General features: G+C 65.3%; 28 protein-coding genes. 15 read left to right on the top strand and 13 right to left on the bottom strand.

Annotated features, from left to right (window positions below; translation table 11 throughout):
* Nucleotides 1-77: 77 nt before the first annotated feature.
* From B4L26_RS01735 to B4L26_RS01725, 3 genes are all read left to right on the top strand, one after another.
* Complete coding sequence (locus B4L26_RS01735; protein ID WP_290715079.1) at nt 78-1,322, top strand: helix-turn-helix domain-containing protein; 1,245 nt, start codon at nt 78-80, stop codon at nt 1,320-1,322.
* Between the two features lie 68 nt (nt 1,323-1,390).
* The gene (locus tag B4L26_RS01730; protein WP_290715077.1) at nt 1,391-2,914 is read left to right on the top strand and encodes an aldehyde dehydrogenase family protein; all 1,524 of its coding nucleotides are present in this window, start codon (nt 1,391-1,393) and stop codon (nt 2,912-2,914) included.
* Between the two features lie 4 nt (nt 2,915-2,918).
* Entirely contained in the window at nt 2,919-3,338 is a 420-nt protein-coding gene (locus B4L26_RS01725) for a DUF779 domain-containing protein (protein ID WP_290715074.1), read from the top strand.
* 81 nt (nt 3,339-3,419) lie between these two features.
* On the opposite strand, the gene B4L26_RS01720 is transcribed toward B4L26_RS01725, so the two are convergent.
* The 8 genes from B4L26_RS01720 to B4L26_RS01685 form a co-directional block, all read right to left on the bottom strand.
* Nucleotides 3,420-3,887 (bottom strand): hypothetical protein, encoded by a 468-nt coding sequence (locus B4L26_RS01720; protein WP_290715071.1) that lies wholly within the window; start codon nt 3,885-3,887, stop codon nt 3,420-3,422.
* Entirely contained in the window at nt 3,887-4,279 is a 393-nt protein-coding gene (locus tag B4L26_RS01715; RefSeq protein WP_290715068.1) for a hypothetical protein, read from the bottom strand. Before B4L26_RS01715 ends, B4L26_RS01720 begins: the two co-directional genes overlap by 1 nt.
* 132 nt (nt 4,280-4,411) lie before the next feature.
* Complete coding sequence (locus tag B4L26_RS01710) at nt 4,412-6,556, bottom strand: MMPL family transporter (protein ID WP_290715066.1); 2,145 nt, start codon at nt 6,554-6,556, stop codon at nt 4,412-4,414.
* Nucleotides 6,557-6,614: 58 nt separating this feature from the next.
* Nucleotides 6,615-7,292 carry a helix-turn-helix transcriptional regulator gene (locus tag B4L26_RS01705; protein ID WP_290715063.1) on the bottom strand — a complete coding sequence of 226 codons (678 nt, stop codon included), beginning with the start codon at nt 7,290-7,292 and terminating at the stop codon, nt 6,615-6,617.
* A gap of 41 nt (nt 7,293-7,333) precedes the next feature.
* Entirely contained in the window at nt 7,334-7,516 is a 183-nt protein-coding gene (locus tag B4L26_RS01700) for a hypothetical protein (RefSeq protein ID WP_290715061.1), read from the bottom strand.
* A gap of 148 nt (nt 7,517-7,664) precedes the next feature.
* Nucleotides 7,665-7,847: a hypothetical protein gene (locus tag B4L26_RS01695; protein ID WP_290715059.1), complete on the bottom strand. Its 183-nt coding sequence runs from the start codon at nt 7,845-7,847 to the stop codon at nt 7,665-7,667.
* A 268-nt stretch (nt 7,848-8,115) separates the two neighbouring features.
* The gene (locus B4L26_RS01690) at nt 8,116-8,292 is read right to left on the bottom strand and encodes a hypothetical protein (protein WP_290715057.1); all 177 of its coding nucleotides are present in this window, start codon (nt 8,290-8,292) and stop codon (nt 8,116-8,118) included.
* Between the two features lie 119 nt (nt 8,293-8,411).
* The gene (locus tag B4L26_RS01685; RefSeq protein WP_290715055.1) at nt 8,412-9,275 is read right to left on the bottom strand and encodes an esterase/lipase family protein; all 864 of its coding nucleotides are present in this window, start codon (nt 9,273-9,275) and stop codon (nt 8,412-8,414) included.
* An 84-nt stretch (nt 9,276-9,359) separates the two neighbouring features.
* Here B4L26_RS01685 and B4L26_RS01680 point away from each other — a divergent pair, with 84 nt between their 5' ends.
* Complete coding sequence (locus B4L26_RS01680) at nt 9,360-9,608, top strand: hypothetical protein (protein ID WP_290715052.1); 249 nt, start codon at nt 9,360-9,362, stop codon at nt 9,606-9,608.
* A gap of 33 nt (nt 9,609-9,641) precedes the next feature.
* Here the strand turns inward: B4L26_RS01680 and B4L26_RS01675 are convergent, their stop codons facing one another.
* Both B4L26_RS01675 and B4L26_RS01670 read right to left on the bottom strand, forming a co-directional pair.
* On the bottom strand, nt 9,642-11,141 hold the full coding sequence (locus B4L26_RS01675) for a hypothetical protein (RefSeq protein WP_290715049.1): 1,500 nt from the start codon (nt 11,139-11,141) through the stop codon (nt 9,642-9,644).
* A complete protein-coding gene (locus tag B4L26_RS01670) occupies nt 11,128-14,223 on the bottom strand; it encodes a DUF3427 domain-containing protein (RefSeq protein ID WP_290715047.1) in 3,096 nt (1,031 codons plus the stop codon). The genes B4L26_RS01675 and B4L26_RS01670 overlap by 14 nt, the downstream gene beginning before the upstream one ends.
* 78 nt (nt 14,224-14,301) lie before the next feature.
* Here B4L26_RS01670 and B4L26_RS01665 point away from each other — a divergent pair, with 78 nt between their 5' ends.
* The 6 genes from B4L26_RS01665 to B4L26_RS01640 all read left to right on the top strand — a co-directional run bounded on the left by B4L26_RS01665 (nt 14,302) and on the right by B4L26_RS01640 (nt 19,287).
* Nucleotides 14,302-14,508 carry a hypothetical protein gene (locus tag B4L26_RS01665; protein WP_290715044.1) on the top strand — a complete coding sequence of 69 codons (207 nt, stop codon included), beginning with the start codon at nt 14,302-14,304 and terminating at the stop codon, nt 14,506-14,508.
* Between the two features lie 55 nt (nt 14,509-14,563).
* Entirely contained in the window at nt 14,564-14,785 is a 222-nt protein-coding gene (locus tag B4L26_RS01660; protein WP_290715042.1) for a hypothetical protein, read from the top strand.
* A 203-nt stretch (nt 14,786-14,988) separates the two neighbouring features.
* The gene (locus B4L26_RS01655; protein ID WP_290715041.1) at nt 14,989-17,412 is read left to right on the top strand and encodes a CocE/NonD family hydrolase; all 2,424 of its coding nucleotides are present in this window, start codon (nt 14,989-14,991) and stop codon (nt 17,410-17,412) included.
* Nucleotides 17,409-17,858 (top strand): DUF3237 domain-containing protein, encoded by a 450-nt coding sequence (locus B4L26_RS01650; RefSeq protein WP_290715040.1) that lies wholly within the window; start codon nt 17,409-17,411, stop codon nt 17,856-17,858. The genes B4L26_RS01655 and B4L26_RS01650 overlap by 4 nt, the downstream gene beginning before the upstream one ends.
* A gap of 44 nt (nt 17,859-17,902) precedes the next feature.
* The gene (locus B4L26_RS01645) at nt 17,903-18,352 is read left to right on the top strand and encodes a hypothetical protein (protein ID WP_290715037.1); all 450 of its coding nucleotides are present in this window, start codon (nt 17,903-17,905) and stop codon (nt 18,350-18,352) included.
* A 248-nt stretch (nt 18,353-18,600) separates the two neighbouring features.
* Nucleotides 18,601-19,287 carry a VIT1/CCC1 transporter family protein gene (locus B4L26_RS01640; RefSeq protein ID WP_290715035.1) on the top strand — a complete coding sequence of 229 codons (687 nt, stop codon included), beginning with the start codon at nt 18,601-18,603 and terminating at the stop codon, nt 19,285-19,287.
* 21 nt (nt 19,288-19,308) lie between these two features.
* On the opposite strand, the gene B4L26_RS01635 is transcribed toward B4L26_RS01640, so the two are convergent.
* Nucleotides 19,309-20,040, bottom strand: a complete 732-nt coding sequence (locus tag B4L26_RS01635) for a glucose 1-dehydrogenase (protein WP_290715032.1) — start codon at nt 20,038-20,040, stop codon at nt 19,309-19,311.
* 146 nt (nt 20,041-20,186) lie between these two features.
* Here B4L26_RS01635 and B4L26_RS01630 point away from each other — a divergent pair, with 146 nt between their 5' ends.
* A complete protein-coding gene (locus B4L26_RS01630; RefSeq protein WP_290715031.1) occupies nt 20,187-21,257 on the top strand; it encodes a diacylglycerol kinase in 1,071 nt (356 codons plus the stop codon).
* 72 nt (nt 21,258-21,329) lie between these two features.
* Here B4L26_RS01630 and B4L26_RS01625 read toward each other — a convergent pair whose 3' ends face one another.
* Nucleotides 21,330-22,031, bottom strand: coding sequence for a siderophore-interacting protein (locus B4L26_RS01625; RefSeq protein WP_290715029.1), 702 nt, complete (start codon nt 22,029-22,031; stop codon nt 21,330-21,332).
* Nucleotides 22,032-22,092: 61 nt separating this feature from the next.
* Nucleotides 22,093-22,560 (bottom strand): hypothetical protein, encoded by a 468-nt coding sequence (locus B4L26_RS01620; protein ID WP_290715027.1) that lies wholly within the window; start codon nt 22,558-22,560, stop codon nt 22,093-22,095.
* A 355-nt stretch (nt 22,561-22,915) separates the two neighbouring features.
* Here B4L26_RS01620 and B4L26_RS01615 point away from each other — a divergent pair, with 355 nt between their 5' ends.
* The 4 genes from B4L26_RS01615 to B4L26_RS01600 all read left to right on the top strand — a co-directional run bounded on the left by B4L26_RS01615 (nt 22,916) and on the right by B4L26_RS01600 (nt 25,985).
* On the top strand, nt 22,916-23,551 hold the full coding sequence (locus B4L26_RS01615; RefSeq protein ID WP_324550817.1) for a hypothetical protein: 636 nt from the start codon (nt 22,916-22,918) through the stop codon (nt 23,549-23,551).
* Nucleotides 23,552-23,636: 85 nt separating this feature from the next.
* Nucleotides 23,637-23,948, top strand: coding sequence for a YchJ family protein (locus tag B4L26_RS01610; protein WP_290715023.1), 312 nt, complete (start codon nt 23,637-23,639; stop codon nt 23,946-23,948).
* 56 nt (nt 23,949-24,004) lie between these two features.
* On the top strand, nt 24,005-24,814 hold the full coding sequence (locus B4L26_RS01605) for an acyl-CoA thioesterase (RefSeq protein WP_290715021.1): 810 nt from the start codon (nt 24,005-24,007) through the stop codon (nt 24,812-24,814).
* Nucleotides 24,815-24,851: 37 nt separating this feature from the next.
* Nucleotides 24,852-25,985, top strand: coding sequence for a thiolase family protein (locus B4L26_RS01600; RefSeq protein WP_290715019.1), 1,134 nt, complete (start codon nt 24,852-24,854; stop codon nt 25,983-25,985).
* Nucleotides 25,986-25,991: the final 6 nt, after the last annotated feature.

The following is a 25,991-nucleotide window of genomic DNA, read 5'->3' as shown; positions in this document are numbered from 1 at the left end:
GCCACTGTATGGCTTTGTTGCCCAGGTCACAGCGGCGATGCACAATCGCAGGTAACACCTGCGCGAAAAGGAGCTCCATGGGCATCGGCGCCGCACAACCCACCCGGGTCAAGCGCGCCTACGAGCAGTTCCTGAGCGGCATCCTGCCGCCCGACGGCTCGGTCCGCTCGATGGTCCGCGAATCGTGGGAGCGCTCCCGCGACCGCGGCGTCGATCCCGAGACGGCGACCCCCGACGGCGACAGCGTTTCCGACGCCGATTTCCGCGCCTACCGCGATTCCCACCGCCTCGCCGCGGTCCGGCCACTGATCCGCTCACTCCTCGTCGACGATCTCGCCGACGTCGATGCCGTCGTCGCCACCACCGACGCCGCGGGTCGCCTGCTGTGGGTCGACGGGTGCCGCACTGCGCGCGATGCGGCAAGCCACATCAACTTCGTCGAAGGCTCGGTGTGGAGCGAGACCGCCGTCGGCACCAACGCGCCCGGTTTGGCGCTGGCCGTCGACCGCGGCGTGCAGGTCGTCGGGCCGGAGCATTTCGTCGGGATGGTGCAGAAGTGGAGTTGTTCGGCGGCTCCGATCCACGACCCGCTGACCGGTGGGCTGCTGGGCGTCCTCGACATCACCGGCGGCGACGTGGCCGCCACCCCGTTCGCCCTGGCCGCGGTCCGGTCGGTAGCCGCCGCCGTCGAACTCGAGTTGCGCGCCCCCGCCGTCGACCTCACCCCCGGGGCCGCGTGCTCGCCGCGCCTGACCACCCTGGACTCCGCGCCGCTGTGGCGCGACGCCGACGGGACGACGCGCCCGCTCTCACCACGCCACGCCGAGATCATCCTCCTACTGCAGGCCTACCCGGAGGGGCTGACCACCGAACAGCTCGCGATGATGCTCGCCGACGACGAGCTGGGTGCGGTGACCGTGCGCGTCGAGATCTCGCGGTTGCGCCGGACGCTCGGCGACGTCGTCGCGTCACGGCCTTACCGGCTCACCGTCGACGTCTCCTCCGACGTCGACGAGGTGCGGCGCCGGATCGAGAAGGGCGAGATCATCGCCGCGATCCGGGAGCTGGGGCGCGGCGGCCTGCTCGCCGAATCGGGTGCGCCGGGCGTCGTCGAGCTGTTCGACGAACTCCTCGTCGACCTCCGTTCACGCCTGGTCGCCAGCGGTGATGCGGCCGCACTCGATGCGTGGGTGTCGTCCCCGTTGGGCCGCGACGACCTCACGGCGTGGGCCCACCTCGCCGCCGTCCTCCCCCCGGGGCACGCCAGTCGCGCCCGGGCCATGGGACGCGCGCGTCTCCTGGATCGACGGCTTTCTCGCTGAGTGCAACGCCGTTGCAACCACTTCGCTCGTAGTGTGTGAGCCACCTCACCATTCGCAAAGGAGCGATCATGTCTGTCTACGCCAAGCCCGGTACCGAGGGCTCCGTGATGAGCTACGAGTCGCGCTACGACAACTGGATCGGCGGCAAGTGGGTCCCGCCGGTCAAGGGCCAATACTTCGAGAACCCGTCGCCCGTCGACGGCAAGACCTTCTGTGAGGTCGCACGCTCGACAGCCGAGGACATCGACCTCGCGCTCGACGCCGCTTGGGCCGCGGCACCGGCGTGGGGCAAGACGTCGGTCGCCGAGCGCGCGGTGATCCTCAACAAGATCGCCGACCGCATCGAGGCGAACCTCGAGAAGATCGCCGTCGCCGAGACCTGGGACAACGGCAAGGCGGTCCGCGAGACCCTCGCCGCCGACATCCCGCTGGCCGTCGACCACTTCCGCTACTTCGCCGGCGTCGTGCGCGCCCAGGAGGGCGGGATCTCCGAGATCGACTCCGACACCGTCGCCTACCACTTCCACGAGCCGCTCGGCGTCGTCGGGCAGATCATCCCGTGGAACTTCCCGATCCTCATGGCCGTGTGGAAGCTCGCCCCGGCACTCGCCGCGGGCAACTGTGTGGTGCTGAAGCCGGCCGAGCAGACCCCGGCATCGATCCTGTTCTTGTTCAGCATCATCGGCGACCTGCTGCCCGACGGTGTGGTCAACATCGTCAACGGCTTCGGCGTCGAGGCGGGCAAGCCGTTGGCGTCGAGCAACCGCATCCGCAAGATCGCATTCACCGGCGAGACCACGACGGGCCGCCTGATCATGCAGTACGCGTCGGAGAACCTGATTCCGGTGACGCTGGAGTTGGGCGGCAAGAGCCCCAACATCTTCTTCGACGACGTGATGAGCGCCGACGACGGCTTCCTCGACCGCGCGCTGGAGGGCTTCACGATGTTCGCCCTCAACCAGGGCGAGGTCTGCACCTGCCCGAGCCGCGGCCTGATCCAGAAGGGCATCTACGACGGCTTCCTCGACAAGGCGATCGCCCGGGTCAAGGCCATCAAGCAGGGCAACCCGTTGGACACCGACACGATGATGGGCGCCCAGGCCTCCAGCGATCAGTTCGAGAAGATCAAGTCCTACCTGTCGATCGGCAAGGAAGAGGGCGCCAAGGTGTTGACCGGCGGTGAGCCGCTCGATCTGGGCGGCGACCTGGCCGGTGGTTTCTACATCACCCCCACCGTGTTCGCCGGCCGCAACGACATGCGGATCTTCCAGGAGGAGATCTTCGGTCCGGTGCTCTCGGTGACGTCCTTCTCCGACTACGACGAGGCGATCTCGATCGCCAACGACACGCTCTACGGCCTCGGCGCCGGTGTGTGGAGCCGCAACGGCGCGGTCGCCTACCGGGCGGGCCGTGACATCCAGGCCGGTCGGGTGTGGACGAACACCTACCACGACTACCCTGCGCACGCGGCCTTCGGCGGCTACAAGCAGTCCGGCATCGGGCGCGAGAACCACCTGGCGATGCTTGAGCACTACCAGCAGACCAAGAACCTGCTGGTGGGCTACGCGCAGTCCGCCAAGGGCTTCTTCTAAGCCGATGTCTGACACAACCACTCCCGAGCGCGTGGTTGCCACCGACTCCGCCGTGGAGCTCTTGACCAAGCTGTCAGAGCTCCACGGCGGTCTCATGATCCATCAGTCCGGTGGCTGCTGCGACGGATCGGCGCCGATGTGTTACCCGGTCGGCGAGTACCGGATCGGACAGCGCGACGTTCTCGTCGGCGAGATCGCGCTGCCCGATCCGCTGCCGGCGGTGCGCGTGTGGATCAACGGCGACCAGTTCCAGCTCTGGAAGCACACGCAGCTGATCCTCGACGTCGTGCCGGGCCGCGGCGCCGGGTTCTCGTTGGAGGCACCCGAAGGGGTGCGGTTCCTCTCCCGCTCGCGGGTCTTCTCCGACGACGAGAACGTCCTCCTCGACGCTTCTCCGCCGCTTACAGGTGCGGAGTTGACCTAACAGCCCCTGAAAGCTGTCGACTACTGAGGTCCCGAGGGAGATACTCCCTCGGGACCTCGATATTTGGCAGCTTTCAGGGTGTCAGCTCAGTCCCCCCACGCTGACGCGGCGCGTGGTGCTGATCAGGACGGGGTGGCCGGGGTGGAGGCAATTCAGGTGGACGTCATAGGGTCCCGGCAACAGACCGCCGACCGAGAGTGTGAGCGATGACCCTCCCGTCTCACGCCGATCCGACTTCCCCACGCCGCTGCCAAGAGTGAGGCCGATAACGTCGTAGAACGTGGGCGGGACCTGCAGCAGGCAGCTCTTGGCGCCCGGCGGCATCCGGTCGATTTGGGCGTAGATCGAGGATCCGGCGGACCACACCTTGACCGCAGGCGCCGCGAACGCCGACGACGGGACGAGCATCGCGCCGGCGAACGTGGAGCCGCTGATGGCCAGCGCGGCGACAGCGACGCGGGTGGGCGCGCAAATCCAACGCGGCGCGCAGCCTTCCGACTCGGGCCGATGTGGGAGCCCGACTCGTCGTGTAGGAAACGGGCGGATCATCAGCTCAACCCGCCCACGCTGACCCTGCGGTCGATACCGAAGATGAAGTCGTCAGTCCGCGTGCATTCGAAACGGACCACGTACGAGGCGGGCCATGCCCCGCGCATCACCAGGGTGATCGAACTGCCGCGGGTCGTGCCATTGATATTGGTGCCCTGCTGGCTCCCTAGGTACGTGCCGACGATGTCGTAGGGCGCCGGCGGAACGTGGAGCCCGCACTCCTTCAGGCCCGGCGGAAGCCTGTCGGCGCGGGCGTAGATCGACGATCCGTCGGCCCAGACTTTTGTCGCGGGCGCCGCCGACGCCGTCGACGAGCCGAGTGCTGTTGCGGTGAGCGCGGACGCCCCCACCGCGACGGCGAGAGCGGTTCGTGTCAGCTTGGGCAGAATCATCGTTCCTCCTGTTGATCCGGTTGTAGAACAACCGTCTCACTCACCGAGCCGCCCGGCATGAGTACTTGCCTACCTGTTTCGGCGTTCGGGACGTTTTGCCCGGTATGAGGGCTGACCTAGCGTCACCGCCCCCTAATGCGAAACCTTGAGCCGCTCGTAGACCGGGTCGAGCCAGCGCGGTCGGTACCAGGCCGCGTCCCCGACAATCCTCATCACGTTCGGCAGCAGGAAGAGCCGCACGATAAACGCGTCGACGACGATCGCGGTGGCCAATCCGACGCCGAGGATCTTCAGGTAGGTCAGCTGCGATGCGGCCAGCGCGGCGAGGACGATCCCGATCAACACCGCCGCCGCACCGATGACGCGGCGGGTCGCGGCCATCCCGATCGCCACCGCATCGGCACTACTCCGGCCGCCGGCGTACTCCTCGGCGATGCGCGCCAGGATGAACATCTGATAGTCCATCGACAGCCCGTAGGCGATGCAGAACAACAGGATCGGCGCGGTCACGTTGATGGCACCGAAGGCGGTGAACCCGCCGAGCAGCTCGCGCAGGTGCCCTTCTTGGAAGATGAAGACCAAGGAGCCGAAAGTCGCACCGAGGGACAACACCGACAACGCAACGCCGATGACCGGCAACACCACCGACCCGGTGAGTAGGAACAACAGCAATGCGGTGACGACGACGATCGCGACGACGGCATACGGCAGGCGAGACGTGAGCCCGTCGTTGATATCGACGAGGCCCGCCGTCGGACCCCCGACCAACGCCTCACCGCCGACCTCGGTACGAATCGCCCGCACCGCGTCGGCGGCACGCTCCGACTCGGCAGCGACGGCGAGGTTGGCCTGGATCCACGTCGGGCCGGAGCCGGTGCCGAACATCGCCGCATCGAAGGGCGACGGCGGGATCGTCGTCGAGCGTGTTGCCTGGCCTCCCGACCACCGAACCGACTCGACGTCGGGGATCTGCGCGAGACGCCGGGCCGTCGCGTCCAGTTCGGCGCGCGGCGCACCGTCGGGGAACGCGACTGACGCGCTGTTCTGCGCCAGCGCCGGGAACTGGGTGATCAGTGCCTCGGTGCCGTGGCGAGCGGGGTCGTTGGCCGGAAGTTCGCGGTAGTCGCGGGCAATGAAGTTGGCATGCAGGAACGGTGCGGCAGCGCCGATCAGCAGCCCGGTGATGAGCACCGCCCCTGCCCAGGTGCGGGTGCCGCTCGGCGGGTTGCGCGGCGCCTGCGCGTCGGGGTCGTACTCGACCGCCGCCCAACGGCTCCAGCGGTAGCGGCGCAGAGCCCGCTCTCCGACGACCTCCAGCATCCACGGGACGACGAACAGCGTCACGGCCATCACCGTCGCGATGGTGATGATGCCGCTGTAGGCCAACGACTTGAGGAAGTATCCGGGGAAGACGAGCAGCGCAGCCATCACGATCACGACAGTGATCCCGGAGAACGCGATGGTCCGGCCCGAGGTGCGTAGCGTGGTGCGGCGCGACTGCTGCGGACTCATCCCCTGGGCGCGGCATTCCCTCCATCGCGACACGATGAACAGGCTGTAGTCGATCGCGAGACCGAAGCCGAGCGCGGTCGCCAGGTTGATCGCGAAGGTCGAGACGTCGGTCAGTCGGGCCAGAACGTGCAGCAGCGCCATGGCGATCGCGACGGCCGCACCGCCCGCGAGCAGTGGCATCGCCGCCGCCCACACCGACCCGAAGACGATCAGCAGTATCACCGCGACCACCGGCGCGGCGATGAGCTCGGAGCGCACGAGGCTCTCCTCGGCCAGCTTGTCGATCGCCCCGTCGATCACCCCGTCACCCCCGGCGGTCACGCCGACTCCGTAACGCTGCCCGGCCTCACGAGCACCGTCGACGATCTTGATCAGATCGGCTGGCGCGCCCACTCCCGGCGCAGACACGAAGGCCAGTCCCGCGCGCCCATCGGCGGTGGCGAGTTCGGGCACCGGGGTGTCGGAGAAGTAGGAGTGGACCGCAGTGACGTGGGGGAGCCTCGCGACCGCCTCGACAGTCCTGACCGCCCCGGCCCGGCCCCCAGCGCCGGGCGTCAACACCAGAACGATGTCGGGCGTGGCCGCAGGGAAGTGCTTCTTGAGCAGTGCGTCGGCTCGGACCGATTCGCTGGAATCAGCGGCCAGGCCACCCGTCTTCAGATGCGTGACGGTCGAGGGCATCAGGGCGATGCCGAGGACTGCCAGGACGAGGATGGCGGCGAGGGCACCGAGGCGGGCGGGACGGCGGGGTTCCTTTTTCAGCACCGTGTCATCGTCGTCGCCCGACGGTGAGCCGGGCTTGTACGAATCCGGCGCTCGCGCCTCAGGCCGGCCGGACGAGTCCGACGTCGAGGAGTTTGGGCGGCAGACCCAGCATCTCGTTGCAGGCTCGGGTGAAGTGCGGGCCGTCGAAGAACCCACCGCCGATGGCCGCCTCGGTGACCGAAGCACCGTCGACGATGAGTCGCAGCGCGACGCACAGCCGCTCCCACTTCACGACCGACGAGAACGTCACGGCGAGCTCGTCGCGCAGGGTGCGCAGGATCGCGCTTTGCGAGAGGTGGAACTGGGCGGTCGCGTCGTCGGCGCGCAACGGCCGGTCGGGTTCGGCGGCGACCCGCTCCCCCACCCACGTGACGATGGCGACGGCCAGGTCGTGACGCTCGCCGCTCGGGCGAGAGGGGGCCGGCGGACCGTCGACAGCGGCGACCTGCCGACCGTCGAGATATTCCTGCCACCGTCGGCCGCGCTGGGAGTGGGGTGCGAAGTAGGAGAACTCCCCGATCCCCGACGAGGCGATGCCGTGCGCGACGCCCGAGCCGATGACGGCGGACACCACGTCGATGGGCTCATCGTCGACGCTGATCGTCAGCCCCTGCGGGCAGTGGACGAGCTGGACGGCGTAGTGGCGGTGGATTCGCGTCGGGCCGAAGGCCCCTCGATAGACGGCGGCATCGCCGTGGTCGACGACGTCGCCGCGCCACGTGATAGTCGGGTCCATCGGCGCTCCTTGTCGGGGCCCACGGTAGCCGACGAGGCAGTTCAGAAGAAGAGGCCGCCGGTGAGGCTCGCGCCGGTCTGGGTCGTGTAGACCAAGTCGGCCATGGCGACGACGATCAGGGCCAGACTCACAACGATGGACGAAAGGATCCACGTGACCCGACGGTGAGCGCGGTAGATCGGGGTCGTCACGATGCTGTGCTTGCCGGTGTGCCGGATGGTCATGGCGTCCTCCTCGTCGTCGGTGTTTCGTGTGTGTCCACGGTCCCAACTGCACGGGGGTTACGCGCGCGTAGTCGACTACCCGAATTCCCCGGACGCACAACGTCCCCGGGCCCATAGGGCGCCGGGGACGTCGGTACTTCGTGTCTGTTTAGTGGCCGAGGCCGGGGATGAGGCTCGCGCCGGTCTCGGTGAAATACACCATGTTCGCGACGGCGACGACGATCATGGCCAGGCTCACGACGATCGCCGACAGGATCCACGTGACCCGACGGTGAACGCGGTACGCCGGCGCTGCAACGATGCGGTGCTTGCCCGTGTGCCGAATAGTCATGGCGTCCTCCTGGTGACTTGGTATATCCAGGCTGACACGCACCCCCGACACTTGGGAATGCGCCTAAGCAGGCTCGGAGAGACCTCCCAGCGGCCTCCCAGCTTCAATGTGATTGGGGCCACGGAAATCGGGCGATTCGACGGTTGTCGAGTGGATCCGGCGGTGGTCGAGTGCCGACATATGGGTGGTCGAGTGCCGACGAGCTTGCGAGCCGGTGTATCGAGACCTCGCGAGCCGAAATGCCAACTCCCTCAAGACAACCAGACGCCTACCGAGCAAGCGTCGCGATGAAGGGGAACAGCGTCGAACCGGTCTGATTGAAGTGGACCTGATTGGCGACGATGGCGCCGATCATGGACGAGCTGCCCACGATCGCACCGAGGACCACTGAGACGACGCGGTGTTGCGCGGGCGCCGTATGCGAAGTGCTGTGTCGGAATGCCATGTCAGCCTCCTCGAGTCGTGCCGGAACTCAAGGCTGACAGTGCCAACGTCCGGAGGGAAGACGCCCAAGCACGCCCACACCAACCTCCCAGCGACCTCCGAGGTTCGGCTTGGAGGGCCCTAGAACGGGTCGTTCGGACCGCAGGGCACCGGCTGTGCCGTCGCCGGATCGAGCCCGTTCATGATGATCCGACGGACCGTCGGGTTCTTCGACATGGCGTCGTGCCCGACCATCATCCCCGGGCAATACGACTGCACCAGCACGTTGCGGACGTTGGGCGCTGGCTTCATGAAGGACACCGACGGCGGCTGCACGACCTCGTCGGTGTTGCTGGCGATGTTGACGTACTGGACGTTCGGGTAGTTCACGATCCGGTATGTCGCGGGGTCGCCCAGGGTGGCACACGCCGGACACACCGTTCCCACCGCGCCCGGGGCCAAACCGAGCAGCCCGCCCAGTGCACCCGCGGGCGGCCCCGACACGACTCCGGCGAAGTTGATCACGCGACGGGCGTGCTTTGCGCCCTCATAGTCGCGCAGGTACGCCATCTGGACCGCCGCCCCCTGGGAGTGGCCGACGAAGTCGAGCTTGTCCGCACCCGTGCGGCTGCGCACCGTGTCGGCAAACTGCGCGAGACGCTTGACCGAAGCCGCGAACGGGCCAAGGCCCCCGATGCCGGGCAGCCCGGGCAGAACACCGTAGGTGAAGGTGTAGACGCAGTACCCCGCATCGGTCAGTGCCGGCGAGAGCGTCGCCCAGTTCTGGTTCTGGTTGGCCGTCGTGCCGTGAACCAAGACCACCGGAGTCGGATGCGTTGCACTGCGGCAGGCCCAATTGTTGGCGCCTTTCGGTGGCGGGTCGCCGCCGTTGTCGGCGCGTGCGGCACCGACGACGCTGATCGGTGCAAGCGCCGCGAGTAGTCCCGTCGCAGCGATAGTCGCAGCGCGCAGGTGCCACCGGCGCGTTGGCGCGGGTCGTTTCATGATCAAGTTCCTCCTCGGGAGGAACCTACTCGCGTGAGGCCTGAGTTGGTCAGGTTTGTCAGTGCAGCCGGCGATGCTGTCGTCATGGAGATCACCGCTCGGTTCACCAACATCTACGACGACGAGGAGCATGTCCACGAGGAAACTTTCGACGTCTCGGTGCCGACCCCGGCCGACTTCGGCGACGAGCTCGTCGACTGGTCAGAGGATCACCTGTTCCCGCGTACCGGCGACGGGAACGCGGTCGACAAGGACGCCGCCTATTTCGTAGTCATCCTCGCCTGCCAGGCGTGCCCAGAATTAGTCGCCCGCGAATTCGCTTGGGGCATTTGACTCGCGAGCGGATTCAACGTGCCGCCGTAACGGTTAGCTCGACGCGTCCCACAACTCCTCATTGCCAATGGTCAGCTCCACCGTCCGCGAATCAACATCGGCTGCGAGCCTGACCACCTGCCCTGGTTGCACACCAAGCTTGCGGATGACTCGACCCCAACCCCAACAGAACGAGTGGTTAGCGCCGAGCTTCGCCGTGCCTACTTCCTCGCCTCCATGAACAACCGTGAGTGACTCGCCCGCAAACATCTCGTGGATCTCGGGTACGAAAGACATGACGCCTGAGCTGACGAACGAGGTGGTCACGTCCATCGTCTGGACAAACCTGCCAGCACGATCCCGAACCCACGCCTTTCTGCGCGACTCGGCCTTTCGCCGCGCCTTCGCTGCGTCGCGAATGGCCTTGACGGCTGCTGCGCTAGGTGAACTGCCCCGCAACCCCCACACGTCATGGCCAAACTTCTCCATCCATTCCGCGTACGTCGTCCACACTCCGAAGGTCCCTGCGGGGACACCCGCGTCGGCGCAGGCCTCCTCGAGTGATCTCCGATCCATGACTTGGTAGGGAGATTCTTTAAGTACATCGATCATTGCGGCAGTGATCTCTCCTTGGACCACGTGATAGTCCAGCGGCTCCAACGACCGGACCATGTCGCCCTCAACGATGAAGTAGGGACTGGCTTCGAAGAAGCCTTGCATCGCGGAGACCGGAGGCAGAACAGCAACCTTCCGAAACTTCCACATCCGTTTCGCACCGTCATGGATGGATCCAACAGACAGAGGTGAATTCACGGAGAGGATCGACCTAGCCGTGTTGACAAGGCGATTGGCGTGCAAACTGTCGTCCTTTTCCATCCAGAGCCACCGGCCACTCCATCGAACGGTGGGCTCACCCCTCAGGATTCGTTCGATGTCGCTGGGATCAACTGCGGTGTCTGCGCTCGAAAGTGTCCTCTGGACTTCCTCAACCGTGGTCATCCCGAACGAACTCGTTTGGCGCCTGACCACTGTCACGGCATTCATCACGGGCAGTTCAGACGCCTCGACAACCCACCCATCGACGCACACCAGATCCGTCCCTACGAGGTCAGTGGGACTGACACCGGCCAGGTTCAGAAAGTTCAAGAACCCCTCCCCGGTGAGAGTAGAGCGCGTCAATCCCGCGGCGTCGAATTGGGCCCCAATCGGTTCGGGCACTGGCGAATGGGCTACAAGCTCACGAGCGAGGTCGACGGCGCGGGGATCAATCCCGCCCTCCAAATGAGGAGCCAACTTCTTCATTACCTGACGCATCCGCTCACGGGTCACACCAGCCGCGGCGCCGGCATCGGCGAGAGTCGCAACCGGGCCCCTCGTCCCGGCACGCATTGCAATCGCCCGCAGCCATGGCCCGGTGGGAGGCTTACCGAATGCTGCGTGATGGGCTTTGGCAAGCAAGTATTCGGCGGTGCTCTCGAAGGTTCTGGTGATATTCATTGCTCGACGGACCTCCCGGTTGACTGGTCTCTCCTTTTCCTGGCTACCCTGCAGCAACCTTGGCCTCGTTAAAGAACTCAGCTGGCATCTCGTACTTCAGCTTCCAGGTAATCGCAATTGGCTTCTCTCCCTGGTGGTCAACAATCGTCGCTGGACCCAAGAATAGGTATGGCCTGGCTCCAAAGTCCCCGTCCTTGTTGGTCCGCGCGAACAGCAACACAGTGCTCGTGCCGTTCACGTACCGCTGACCGGTCGGCGAGTTCAGGCTGGTGGTTGATTGAGATTCCCAATGGAATAGGGAGCGGCTGATCGGGTAGTCGCGGTACATCGTGGTCGGCGAGAACTCCGAATCCGACTTCTCCAAGGTGACGAAGAAGGCATCCACGTTGAGTCCTTCGAAGTACTTGACCCCTTCACGAAAATGCGCCGGCAGCGATGAGAGGGACGCGTGCCCAAGTCCGGCGAGGATCTCCTCACGGTTGTACCGCGCATGAATCTGAAGCGGCACTTCCGCCAAGGTGCCGTCGAGCGGGCGGGTCAATTGGCGCGACTGGTCGCTGGCGATGCGGATTACCGAGCCGATCTCTCGGGTTATTGCCTCCGACGATCGGAGAGCCCGCAGTCCTTCGCCATAGCTTGCGTGCTCACCGCCCTTGGGCCAAAGATTGAAGAACATCATTCGGGCGAGGATCTGCTCCGCGACCGACATCGATTCATAGCTAGGCCCCACGGGTGCAAGCAGCGACAGGAACCCGTTGAGACGGACTGGATCGTCCACGTGGGCGAACGCTCTCACCCGCTTGGCAAGAGCGCTTTCGAGCGGAGTCGCCGGTTCATCCTCCAAGCCTGCGGCTCGACGAAGCAAAGTCCACGATCGCGGAGTACTGCCTGGCTTAAGAAGGTCCGCCAGCCCAAGGCCAGTTTCACTGAGAAAGTCGGCAAGCGAAATGTCGCCAAGACTCCGCAGCTCCTTCACCATGTCTGGCCACCGTGCCGACAGTTGTTGCTTGAGGTTGCTGAGCACGGACTCCTGGGAGCTCTCGTCGAAGACGATCCGACACCCTGACGGCAGGAACGGAAAATCCTTTTCGACGTCCTTCGCTAGTTCACTTCGTCTACGACCCGTCATCGCCCGAAGCCGCAGGTCCCAACGGAACTCTTCACGTTGGTGACCAACAAAGTCCAGTACCGTCAGCACCGGCTTATCCTCGGTCCGCCGAAGACCGCGCCCCAGCTGCTGCAGGAAAATAGTGGCGCTTTCAGTCGGCCGCAGCATGAGGATCGTGTCGACCTCTGGAATGTCGACACCCTCGTTGAATACGTCCACTGAGAACACCACGTTGACGCTCCGTCGCTGAAGGTCTGATCGGACACGCTCTCGGTCAGCCTGCGGTGTCTCGCCATGGACCACTGCCGACGGAATCCCAGCCTGGTTGAACCTCAGTGCCATGAACTCGGCGTGCTTGACCGACACACAGAAGCCAAGCGCGCGCACATCGCGGGGTTCAGCAAGTTTGTCTGCCACCGACTTGAGGATCAGCCGAACCCTCGCGTCACTACCCGAGTAGATGCGCTCCAGCTCTCCCGTGTCATAGCGACCATAACCCCAATCGACCCTGGTCAGGTCGATGCCGTCCGAAATTCCGAAGTAGTGGAACGGACACAGTAACTCCGCCGACAACGCGTCCCACAGCCTTAGCTCGGTTGCGATCCTGTTGCCAAAGAATTGGGCAACGTTGACGCCGTCGGCGCGTTCCGGGGTTGCCGTCAATCCAACCAATTCTTGCGGACGGAGGTGATCGAGAAGGCGACGATACGTCGAAGCTTCTGCGTGATGGAACTCGTCGATGATCACTACTTCAAAGTGATCGCCAGGGATCTTCTGGACGTCGTAACTGTGAAGCGATTGAACGCTCGCGAACACGTGCTCCCAACGGTCAGGACGCCGCCCCGATACGTAGAGCTCGCCAAAGTCTGGATCCGTCAGGACTTCCCGGAATGTCCGTCGCGCCTGCTCGAGGATTTCGCGGCGATGGGCGACAAAAAGGAGGCGTGGCCGGCGTTGCGCCCCGCTTTCGCGGTAGAGGTGTCGATAATCAAGGGCCGCCAGCACGGTCTTCCCTGTACCGGTTGCGGCAACCACCAGATTCCAGTGGCGGTCATGCATCGTTCGTTCCGCCCAGAGCTCCTCAAGCATCTCTGTCTGATACGGGTACGGGCGGACCTCAAGCCCAGCGAGTTGAAGCGTCGCGCCTGGTCGCGCTGATCTTCCGGATGCCTCTGCCAGCGCATCGTCGAGGCGATCGCCGTCTTTAGCCGGGTCATAGTGCTCGAAGGATTCGTCCTCACTCCAGTACGTCTCAAACGTGGCTTCAAACCGTTCAAGAAGGCTCGGAGTCGCAACGCGCGACAACCGCACGTTCCATTCGACACCGTCAATCAGCGCCGCATTGGAGAGGTTCGATGAGCCGATGTAGGCAGTATCGAAACCACTAGTTCTCCGGAACAACCACGCCTTTGCGTGGAGACGGGTGCGAAGCGCGTCATATTGGACCATTATCTCCGCGTTGTAATCGTTCACCAGCCGATCGAGGGTCTTGCGCTCCGTCGACCCCAAGTACGTGGTCGTAATGATTCGCAAGCGTTTGCCGGCAGCAGCAAAGTCGCGGAGCTGAGGTTCAAGCAGGCGGACACCGCTCCATCGAATGAAGGCACACACCAGATCAACAGAGTCCGCTGAAGCCATCTCGGCTGAAAGCTCGTGTCCAATAGACGGCTCACCGTTGCCAGCGTTCGTCAGCAATGCAACATCAGCAAGCGGGGTTGCCGGCCGAAGTCTTGTACGATCCTGAACGCCCGGTGCTGCATCCCGGAAAACGCGGAGGAGTTCCTCCGGCGGGGAGGCGACCAATTCATCCTCGGCGCCAACTACGCCAAGTAGTTCGTTTGCTTTGGTGAGCCTAGTGAGCGGGTTCGCGATGGACCGGAGCTCTCGCTCGACTATCGAGGCGATGTGCCGAGCGAAGACATGCGGCTGATCAGCTTTGTCGACGCCACGAATCTCCGATTTGAGGGGTGCCGACGCGAGCCCCCGCTTCAACCCATCCGTGATGAGCTTTTCGTAGATGCCCTCTTCCATTGGCTCAGTCTGTCAGGCCTCACCGACAGACTGTCTGAAACGCTTGCGGCGAACGAACACTGGCGAGAAGGACAACCGATGATCACAATTGCGGGCCTTGGGGACCTGGAGGCAGCACTCGCCGAGCATGGCAGGAATCGTGAGTTGTTCAGCGATGCATGCGAGGACTTCGACGTTCCGACGATGACGAAGTTGGACGAGGAGGAGGTAGACCTCTTGCACGAGGTCGCCTATAAGGCAGAGAAATTGGTCCACGCTATCCGCCAGGCATCGCCAGGCAACTAGGCAGTGGGCGCTCCTAGCAGTGGTACTGGACCGCCAACCCGAAGGGATTTGAACCATGGATATTGATGCACGGGGCGCGGTGCCCTACGTTCCCGATCGAAGTGACGAACCAGCACCCACCGCCGAGGACCGGCGCACCATCAACCGCGTGATCCGCGAGGCCACCCGGCATGGCATCACTTTGACCGCCGCGGATTTCGTCATCGTGCCCGGCTGGGGTCCGCTGCTGGACTCGATGGACCCCGACGAGTGGCTCGCGGACATGCTCATGGACTGAATGACAGCCGCCGTACCACGGCGCTCAAGATGCGTTCCGCGGAACGCCTCATCGGCACCGTTGGACAACAACGACCCCTCTAGCCCCTCTGGCCGTCGAGTCCGTTGATGAACTGCATCCCCAGGTCTCGGATCACCTCCAGCGTTTAAGTCACGTGTGCCATACTCCGCAAAGTCACATCGCGCACCGGGGGGTTTTAGTTCATGCGATCACATTTCCGTCGTCTCGCGATGCTCGCCGTCGCATCAACGCTCCTCGTCGCACCGGGTATCGCCGGCACCGCGGCGGCTCAACCTTCCGGCGGTGCTGACGGGCGCCACTGGACCGCCGACTACAAGGCGAACCCGCAGTACCCCGGTATGCACGCCGACCGCGACATACAACTGCGCATGAGTGACGGGGTGATCCTTAGAGCCAACGTCTACCGGCCCGCGGACCGATCGGGTCGACCCATCAAGACCAAGACTCCCGTGTTGGTGAACCTCACCCCCTACAGCAAGCTGATCTTCTCGATGGCCGGCGAGGCGGCCAACAATCCAGTGCTGTGGCCGCTCCTGGAACAGATCGTCGCGTCGGTCAACCTCACCGGAACCCCCATCGCGAGCGCCGAACAACTCCTCGGGCTCATCAAGGGCGGGGGCATCGCCATCAGCGGTGTCGACCCCCGCCTCGTCCGTTCGGGTTACACGCAGATCATCGTCGACGTCCGCGGCACCGGATGGTCGCAAGGCGTGTGGGATGTCTTCCAGGCCCGTGAACAGCAGGACACCCTCGAGGTCATCGACTGGGCTGCACGGCAGCCGTGGTCCAACGGCAAAGTCGGGATGACCGGCGGCTCCTACTCGGGCATCAACCAGATCTACGCCGCCAACAAGAACCCCGAGCACCTCAAGGCCATCTTCCCCGTCGTTCCCGGCGGCGACCTGGTGCACTCGATCGTCGCACCGGGCGGTGCCGTCGGGATCGGCTTCCTCCCGATGTGGCTGACCGGCGTCAACTCGCTCAAGATGATCCCCAACGTCGCTTCCATGCTCAACGGGACCTTCGATTGGAAGTGGCTCGCCTCCCGCGTCCACGACCCCGCGGTGTTCTTCCCACTGCTCATCGAGGCGCTGACCAACCCGAGTACCAAGCAACTGTCGCCGCCAGTGGCCGCGCTGGTCGACCCGAACAGCTCGATCCGACGCGACTACCTGGACCACGCCGACAAGATCCGCGTCCCGACGTTCATCCTCGGTGGGTGGTTCGACATCTTCACCTACGACGAGCTCCGCATGTACAACAAACTGCAACTGCCCACCGGGCAGAAGCAGCTGTTCATGGGCCCGACCTACCACGCGAACATGGGCTACAAGATGGGTGGCGCCGGCCAACCGCCCCGCATCGACGTCCTGCAGAAGGCCTGGTTCGACCGCTGGCTCAAGGGCATCGACAACGGTATCGACCGCTACGGTCCGGTGACGCTCTACCAACACGGCAACGGCTGGACGTCAACGTCGGACTTCCCTCGACCGGGCATGTCCTACCAGCGCATGTACCTGTCCGGACGGCGCAGCGGCACGGCCCCGACCGCCGCTCACGACGGGACGCTAACCCGGGCCGGCTCGTCGTCGCAGCGCTTGACCATCGCCCCGGGTCTGACGACGCTCTGCTCCCGCGAGTCGGCGCAACCGGCCGTCGGGATGCTCGCCGTCTTCCCCGCGTGCACCGATGACTCGCGCATCGCCGAAACCAACGCGCTCACCTTCACCTCTGCGCCCGTCCGGACGCCGACGGTGATCAGCGGCCCCACCAACCTGCATCTCAACACCGTCTTGGATGCCAGGGACGGCTACTGGGTGGCGACGTTGAACGACGTTGCGCCCAACGGGGTTTCGACGCAACTGACGTCGGGACAGGTCGTGGCGTCACTGACCGCGTACGACCCGGCGCGTTCGACCTTCGCGCCCAACGGCGACGTCGTTGACCCGTACACCTGGCTCTCGCTGGCCAAGCGCAAGCGAATCGTGCCGGGCCGAGCGGTCACCGTCGACGTGGGGCTCCTGGGCACCGACCTGCTCCTGCGGCCGGGCCACCGTCTGCGCGTCGACGTCTATGCGATGAACCTGTCCAAGGGCCTCCCGCTGGCCGCGCTGTTCAACGACTGGGTGTTCGACTGGATCGACGTCCCCGCCATCGTGCGCGCGTCCGAGGAGATCCTCGAGTACGCGAGCAGCGATGTCGAGGCGCTGCCGCAATGGAGTTTCGGCACCGTCACTCTGCTGGGCGACGCCGCTCATGCGATGTACCCGAACGGATCGAACGGCGGCTCGCAGGCCACGCTCGACGCACGCACGCTGGCCTATCAACTTGCCACCCAGCCGACGGTCGCGGCGGCCCTGACCGAATACGAGCAAGCCCGCCGTCCACTGACGACGGCGCTGCTGGCCAAGACCCGCCAGACCGGGCCGGAGCGGATCATGGCGCTTGCGCGCGAACGCGCCCCGCAGGGCTTCACCCATGTGCACGACGTGATCAGCCGCGAGGAACTCGAGGAGATCGCCGCCGACTACAAGCGTGCGGCCGGCTTCCACCCCGACCACTTGCACGCGCGGTCGTCGCTGACTGTCGAGGTCGAGGGGCCGTGAGCCCGGTGCTCGTCCCGGTCGCCGAGATCGAGGTGATCCTCGGTGAGTCCGTCGACGTCGGGATCACCCGCGACGGCCACCGCCGTGTCACACCGATCCTCGGCGGCACAGTGCGGGGATTGCCGTCGGCTGAGGATTCCGTGGTGGAGGCGCTACGCGCCGAGATCCGGCCCGGCGGCGGAGACCGTCAGCTGATCCGCGGTTCGGGCGACGGTCTGGTCGTCGAGATCGATGCTACGTATGACGCCCGGACCGCCGAGGGGGCGTTGATCGGCATCCGCGCCCAGGGCGTGCGCACCACTAGTGAGGCCGGCGTCTACTTCCGCGTCACGATCCGGTTCGAAACCGCCGACCCGGCGCTGGCCGGCCTGCAGGATGCCCTCTTCATCGCCGACGGGACTCGCGACGCCGATCGCGTGCGGCACACGGTCTATCGCGTGGGGTGACTTCTCATATCAGATAAATATCTGATGTTGTGCTAGCCTAGTGCATGGCCACCGCAACAGAAACCTTCACCGAACTTCTCCGCCACCCCAAGGACGTCGTCGCGCGTACCGAGAACGGTGCCGTAAGGATCACGCGGCGCGATGCCGACGACCTAATCCTGATGAGGGCTGGCGACCTCGAAGACAAAGAAGCGGGGATAGCCCTCGCCTCGGCGCTGATGCGTGCCGTCATGCGCGCCGACGGGAACATCGCCACGGCACTCAGCGCCTTGCATCCCTGGATCCTCGCGCTCCCCGCCGAAGACCAGCATCAGTGCGCCACCGAAATCGGCCATCTTCTATGGAGCTCCGTCGAACTCGGAAGTTACCGACGCCTCCTGGAAGAGTTCGACGCGTGGCGAGGCACTGCCGAAGCGCACGCCTCGGGAATGCGTGCCATAACCGACTTTGAATGGTTTAGGCAAGACGGACCCCGCGTCGCGCGCCCCGAGTAACTGCAATGACTCCATCGGGCCGCGACCTCCCAGTCGTCCGGCCGACCAAGAAGACCGAGTACGAGATCCGGTTCATCAATCGCGCAGCGCAGAAAGGGTGGATCGATCTCGTGGCCGTCGCAACGAATGCGGCCACGGATGCGGCGCTAGAGGCAACCGCCGCAAGTCGAAAGCGAAATTCTGGTGCGAACCCGCAACGCAAGGCGAGTTGGAATCGCGGAATTCGCATGCCACCGTAGGCTCACTACATGCCCCTCTCCCTCACGCGCTGGCGAGAGTCTGAGCCCGAGGAGATCCGCAGCTGGATCACCGAGGTGAACGACGGCATCATCGCCGTCGCAGGTATGGGACTCGGTCTGGCCGGAGCCGACGTCGAAGCGCGAACCACTTACGCCGTGGTGATCATCAACGCCTTCGTCGGCGCTCTGGTGGCGTTCGGCGCGAAGCTCGGGGAACGACTCGCCGACGTCGAAGCCGAGCGCGACCTCATCGGCCACGAGTCGCAACGCCTGGCGATGACGCCCGACGAGGAGAGGGCCGAGATCGTCGCATGGTTCGAGGAGAAGGGCGTCAGCACGACGACCGCACAGAACGTCGCCGACGAGTTGAACGAGGGCGACGCCTTGGGCGCCCATCTCCTCATCGAGTACGGGATCAAGGATTTCACCACGACCCGGGCGGCCTGGAGTGACGCGATTCAGGTCGGGATGGCGTTCCTCGTCGGCGCGATTCTGCCGGTCCTCGCGACCATCGTCACGCCGTGGGACACGCACGTCGTCGGGATCGTCGCGATCGCGACGGTATCGCTAGCGGTGACCTCGTTCACCCTCTCGCGGCTCGGCCACTCCAACCCGGTAGCGACGGTCGCGCGTTCGCTCATCCTCGGATTCGGCACGCTGGCGGCAGCATTCGCGCTCGGCGATCTGCTGCTGTAGGCCGTGGGTCAGGCTGAGACGCTACGGCGCCTCGCCGGCGGTGAGTCCGCCGTCCATGATGAACTCGCTGCCCGTGGAGTACGACGACTCGTCGCTGATCAGGAAGACGACGAACGTCGACACCTCGTCGGGCTGGGCAGCGCGACCCAGCGGGATCTTCAGCATGTCGTCGGGGATGTTCTCGGTCATCGGCGTGCGGATCAAGCCGGGGTGGATCGAGTTGACCCGGATGTTGTGCGGTCCCAGCTCGAGCGCCGCCGACTTCGCGAGGCCGCGCACAGCCCACTTCGAGGCCACGTAGCCGTGCGCCCAGGGGCTACCCTGCAGGCCCTCGACCGACGACACGTTGATGATCGAACCACCGCCGGCCGCCTTCATCGGATCGACCGCCTTGACCATGCCGATGAACGACCCGGTCAGGTTCACGTCGAGGATCTGGCGGAACTTGTCGATGCGGAACTTCTCCAGCTGCGCGCCGTTCACGATGCCGGCGTTGTTCACCAAGCCGTTGAGTTTGCCGAACTCGTCGACAGCGGTCTTGATCGCCGCGTCCCAGTCGTCCTCGCTCGTAACGTCGAGGTGGACGTACCGGGCGTTAGGGCCGATCTCCTCGGCGAGCGCACGCCCCTCGTCGTCGAGGATGTCCCCGATGACGACCTTGCCGCCCTCGGCGACAAGCGCCCTCGCATGCTCGGCGCCCATGCCCCGAGCGCCGCCGGTGATCAGTACAACTTTGTCGTCTACGCGTCCCATGAAGCGCTACGGTACCCCGGAAAATGGGAAATGAGAACACGTTCTAGTAATCTGTGGTCTACTGATCTGGACACCTGTCCGGACAAATGTACATCTACCTGCGCAAACGCCCGGACCTGCTCCGATAACTGTCGAGGAGAAAACCCATGGCCATCCGAGTCGCACACGTCGGGACAGGCAACGCCGGTCGCATCGCGCTGACCCAACTCATCGAGGACCCCCGGTTCGAGCTCGTCGCCCTGTGCGTCTCGACACCGTCGAAGATCGGCAAAGACGCCGGCGAACTCGCAGGCCTCGACGTCGTCACCGGCATTACCGCCGTCGGATCGATCGATGAGCTGATCGCTACCCAGCCCGAGTGCGCCGTCTACTGCGCAATGGGCGACACCCGGCCGATCGAGGCGTTCAACGACTGCCTGCAGATCCTGGCCGCGGGCATCAACATCGTCGGGACCTCGCCGGTGGGGATGCTGTACCCGTACGGCAACATGCCCGACAAGGCCATCGCGAAGATCGACTCATGCGCCAAAGAGGCCGACGTGTCCATCTATGTCTCCGGCGTCGACCCGGGGTTCGCCAACGACCTCCTCCCCTTCGCGCTGGCCAGCACTTGCCAGAAGGTCACCCAGGTCCGCTGCTACGAGATCGCCGACTACGCCACCTACGACGGCGTCATCACGATGCGCGACATGATGGGCTTCGGCAAGCCGCTCGAGGAGACTCCGCTGCTGTTCCTGCCCGGCATCCTCGGCCTCGGCTGGGGTACCACCCTGCGCATCCTGGCCGCTGGCTTCGGCGTCGAGATCGACGAGATCCGTGAACGCCACGAGAGCTTCCCCGCGCCCGAGTCCTACGACATCGCCGCGCTGCACATCGAGAAGGGCACCCGCGCGGCCGTGCGGTTCGAGATCATCGGCCTCGTCGACGGCAAGGAGGCGATCGTGATCGAGCACATCACCCGCACCCGCGACGACCTGTGCCCGGACCTGGCCCGACCTCCCCACGGCGGCGGCGCCTACCGCGTCGAGATCACCGGCGAACCGTCGTACATCGTCGACATCACCCCAACCAGCGACAAGGGCGACCACAACCACGCAGCCATCGCCGCCGGCGTCGGCCGTGTTGTGAACGCCATCCCCACCGTCGTCGCAGGGCCGTCGGGAGTCCGCACGACCCTCGACCTCCCGCTCATCACGGGGCCGGGGCTGACTCCCTGAGCCATTTCGGCTCACGGGATCTCGATACGCATTCTCGGCTAGCTCCTCGAAGGCACTCGATCACCGAGTCGACTATTTCCAGTACGCCTGGGCCTTGATCGAAGTCTTGGGGAGACCGTGAACCGACTTGAGGGTCTTGGTGATCGCGCGGGTGGTGCGCCAGTCGGAGGCGACCCAGGCGAAAGTTCCTTCCGAGACGGTGACGCTCTCGGCTTGCTCACGGAGAAGACGACCGCCGTCGAGACGCTGTACCCAGGTCACTTCATGTTGCGGCTTGGCGTGCACCGGCAAGGTCGCCTCGAGCTCCTCCTGCCATTCCAGGAAGACCCGCGCAGGCGTCTCGCCGATAGCGTCGAGCAAGGTGTTGATCGCCGGCAGTGATGCGGCGTCACCGAAGACGACGAACTCCTTGGGCAGCGGGGTGGGCAATTGGAAGTTGGAGCCCAGCATCGTCGCGTCGATCTGGTCGCCGACCGATGCTCCGCGCGCCCAATTGCTGGCCGGCCCGTCGGCATGCAGAGCAAACTCAAGAGAGAAGCTGCCGGATGCCACGTCCTGGTCGAGCAGCGTGTACGCGCGCTGATGGGGCTTGTCGCCCGGAAACCACATGCGCACCCACTGCGTCGGGTGCGGCGGATGCTCCTCCAATAGCCGTTCGGCGGTGAAGCCGAGGCGCATGTAACCCTCGTTGATCTTCTCGACCGACGTGACCGTCATCTGATAGTCGTCGGCGCCTGACACCTTCATCAGGACGCCCAAAGCTCCTTTACCCATGCCACCCAGCTTAGCCTGCCCTAATTATTGGGCTGGATAGCGGCCGGGCCGGTGGGCGGCGCTAGAGTCGATGCGCGCGCGGCTCGATCCGCACCGCGAAACCGCCGAGATCGACCGTTATCGGCGCAAGCGCCCTGCCTGCGTCGAGGTGCTGTCCGTCGGTGAAGTCGCAGTGACCGTTGGGGTTGATGACGACCGTCTGGCCGGCAACCGGGTTGTAGAAACTCACGCGCGCTGCTCCCTGCACCTCCCACGGTTGACGTCCGATCGCCTGGTGCAACCAGTCGGCCAGGAATGGATACGCGCGGTACACAACCGTGCGCGAGCGTCCATCGCCGCCGGTCACAATCGGCGGCGGCACCTGGATCGGCGAGAACCCCGGGGTCACCGTCCGGTCCGTGCGATACCCCGGCGCCGACACGCCGTTTGCGGGTTGGCCTAGGTCCGGCTTCACCGGCTCGGCCGCCGCGGGTGCGGCGACCAGCATCAATGCGGTCGCACCGCTCAGTACTGCAATCCCGATACGCATGGAACCAACGATCGCTGTCCTATAGGACCTAAACCAGATCTGCGACCAGCCCGATTCCAACCCCTGCTGAGATCTATCCCCTGTCCATGCACCTCGGTGATAATCACGGAGGTCGAGGCAATACGTACATTTTTCAGCAGCATGGAGCCGTATGCCGCCCCGCTGCGTCTAAGAAGACGTGGACGTTGGCGTGTACTCCCGGACCGAATTGGTTGCCCGCGGCGAAACTGACAGCACACTGCGCCGATCAGTACGGTCCGGTGCGCTGACCCGGGTGCGCGGCGGCTGGTACGCGACCCCCACTGCGAACCCGGCGGCAGTCGAGGCGGTTCGCCGAGGCGGAGTGCTCTCATGCGTGTCGGCTCTGGACCTCCACGACTTCTGGGTGGCACCCGGCTATCCCGGTGTGCACGCCCGCGGGACACGCGCCAACAACCGCGCGGGATTCTGTCGGCACCACGGCCGCCTGCATCGCGCCGGTGGCGCGATCGATTCACCCGCACTCGCTCTGGCATGCGCCGCGAAATGTATGCGTGCCGAAGACTGGATCGCCGCGGTCGATTCGGTGCTGAACACCAAGAAGATGACAGTCGAGGACATGCGCAGCGCGCTGGATGGACTCATCGATTACGACGCCATGCAGCTTCTCGAGAAATGCGACCCGGACGCCGAATCCGGGACCGAGTCGATCGTGCGAGTCCGGCTCCGCGCTCACAATTTCAAAGTGGCCGTCCAGCCGCGCATTCCCGGTGTCGGGCGCTACGACCTCGGGGTCGGGCGCCTCCTCATCGAGTGCGACAGCAAGACCCACCACATGGGCGAACGGGACTACGAGCGGGATCGCTGGCGCGACCGCAAGGTCATGTTGGCCGGATACCTCCCGATCCGCCTCACCTACTCGACCGTCTTCTACGACTGGGAGGACGCAATGGCCGACATCGTGGCACTCACCCGCAAGTCGCGGCACAGGTACGGCGCGCAGAGCTGCTGAAAAATGTACGTATTGCCTCGACCTCGGTGATTATCACGGAGGTGACTGCGCAGGGGACATATCTCCGCAGCGATAGCCTGAGCCCATGCCCACGACAGCCGAGGAACTCATGCGATCGCGTTTTGCGGCGTTCCGCGACGGTGATGCGCAGTGGCTCCTCGACACCTGGCACCCGTCGACCAGACCCGAATCAGTCGACCTCCACGACAACCCGCGCTGGCGAGGTCTGCAGATCATCGATACCCAGGACGGCGGCGTCGGTGACGACACCGGGGTCGTCGAGTTCCGCGCCACCTACCTCGATGGGGATGGAAACCTCGGCGTGCTGCACGAACGGTCCCGCTTCGTCCGCGAGGACGGCCGGTGGTTCTACGTCGACGGGGTCATCTCTGACTGACGCCCGGCACCGAACCACTCGACCGGCATCGACGGGCCCGGCCTATCGTCGAAGCCATGACCCACGTCTTCGATGAAGCGATCGCCGTGGACGCCCGGCCCGACGGCGTCTTCCACGCGACTACCCACCCGGCCTACGGCAACATGGTCGGGCCGTTCGGCGGCATCACCGCCGCAACCGTGCTCAACGCCCTCCTGCAACACCCAGATGTCCTCGGTCAACCGCTAGCGCTGACGATCAACTTCGCCGCCCCGGTCGCTGACGGAACCTGGGACTTGCACACCCGTATCGAGCGCACCAACCGGACCAACCAGCACTGGACGTTCACCATCTCCCAGGACGGCGCGACGGTCTCTACCGGCAGCGCGGTCTTCGGCATCCGCCGCGAGACGTGGGGCGACACCGAAGTCCGGCCGCCCGCCGCCGACCCCGCCACCATCGCCGACACCGCCCCGGTCGACTTCCCGGACTTCATCGCCTGGGCCCGCAACTACGACAAGCGGTTCGTGGTCGGCGAGCTCGTGTACGAGAGCCCCAACAACGACTCGACCTCGACCCTGTGGCTGCGAGATCTACCCGAACGCCCGTTGGACTATCCGGCACTCACCTCGATGTCCGACGCGTTCTTCCCCCGCGTCTTCCTGCGCCACGGCGCCTACATGCCGGCGGGGACGATCACCATGACCACCTACTTCCACGCGTCGCCCGACGAACTCGCAGCGCAGGGCAGCGACTACGTGCTGGGCACGGCGCGCGCGCAGCGGTTCAGCCATGGCCACTTCGACCAGTACGCCCAACTCTGGGGCGGCGAAACCCTCCTGGCGACCAGCCATCAACTCGTCTACTTCAAGGATCCGCAGGGCTGAGCGGGTGCCGCGCCAACCAACTGCCACAATGACGATCATGAGAGATGCAGTCATCGTCGACGCCGTCCGGACTCCGATCGGCAAGCGGAACGGCTCGCTGGCCGACGTACACCCGGTCGACCTGTCGGCCACGGTGTTGAGCGCCTTGGCGCAGCGCACCGGATTCGACCCCGCCACCATCGACGACGTCGTGTGGGGCTGCGTCAGCCAGGTCGGCGACCAGTCGGGCAGCGTCGGACGCCTGGCCGTCCTCGCGGCGGATTGGCCGCAGACGGTCCCGGCCACCGTCGTCGACCGGCGGTGCGGCTCGGCGCAGCAGGCGGTGCACTTCGCGGCCGCGGGCGTTATCTCCGGCCAATACGAGGTCGCCATCGCCGGCGGTGTTGAATCCATGTCGCGGGTCCCGATGGGCTCGGCGCGCGCCGCCGGGGTGCCCTACCCGCCGTCGGTCCTGGACCGGTTCGGCGTCGACACGTTCAACCAGGGCGTCGGTGCGGAGATGATCGCCAGCCGCTGGGGCATGTCGCGCACACAGGTCGACGAATACTCCGCACGCAGCCACGAGCGCACCGCCGCGGCCGCCGACGCCGGTGCCTTCGACAGCCAGCTGGTGAAACTCAACGAACTCGCCTTCGACGAGGGGCTGCGCCGCACCACTACGGTCGAGACGCTCGCCGGCTTGAAGACCGCGTTCGACGAGAACGGTGTGATCACCGCGGGCAACTCGTCGCAGATCTCCGACGGTGCGGCCGGTCTGCTCATCACGAGCTCCGAGTACGCCAAGCAGCAGGGCTGGACGCCGATCGCGCGGGTCCACACCGCGGTCCTCGCCGCCGATGACCCCGTCATCATGCTGACCGGCCCGATCCCCGCGACGCAGAAGGCACTGCAACGCTCCGGACTGTCGATCGCCGACATCGGCGCCTTCGAGGTGAACGAGGCATTCGCCCCCGTGCCCATGGCCTGGCAGGCCGAGACCGGCGCGAGCGATGACGTGCTGAACCCGCTCGGCGGGGCGATCGCCGTCGGGCATCCGCTCGGCGGGTCCGGTGCGATCCTCATGACCCGGCTGGTTCACCACATGCGCGACAACGGCATCCGCTACGGCCTGCAAACCATGTGCGAGGCCGGTGGGATGGCCAACGCGACGATCCTCGAACTCGTCGACTGAGGCTCC

It is taken from the genome of Gordonia sp. UBA7599, from assembly GCA_002477755.1.
Taxonomy (GTDB): Bacteria; Actinomycetota; Actinomycetes; order Mycobacteriales; family Mycobacteriaceae; genus Gordonia.
The sequence above is the reverse complement of the archived record's forward strand: the minus strand, read 5'-3'. Positions and strand labels throughout refer to the sequence as shown.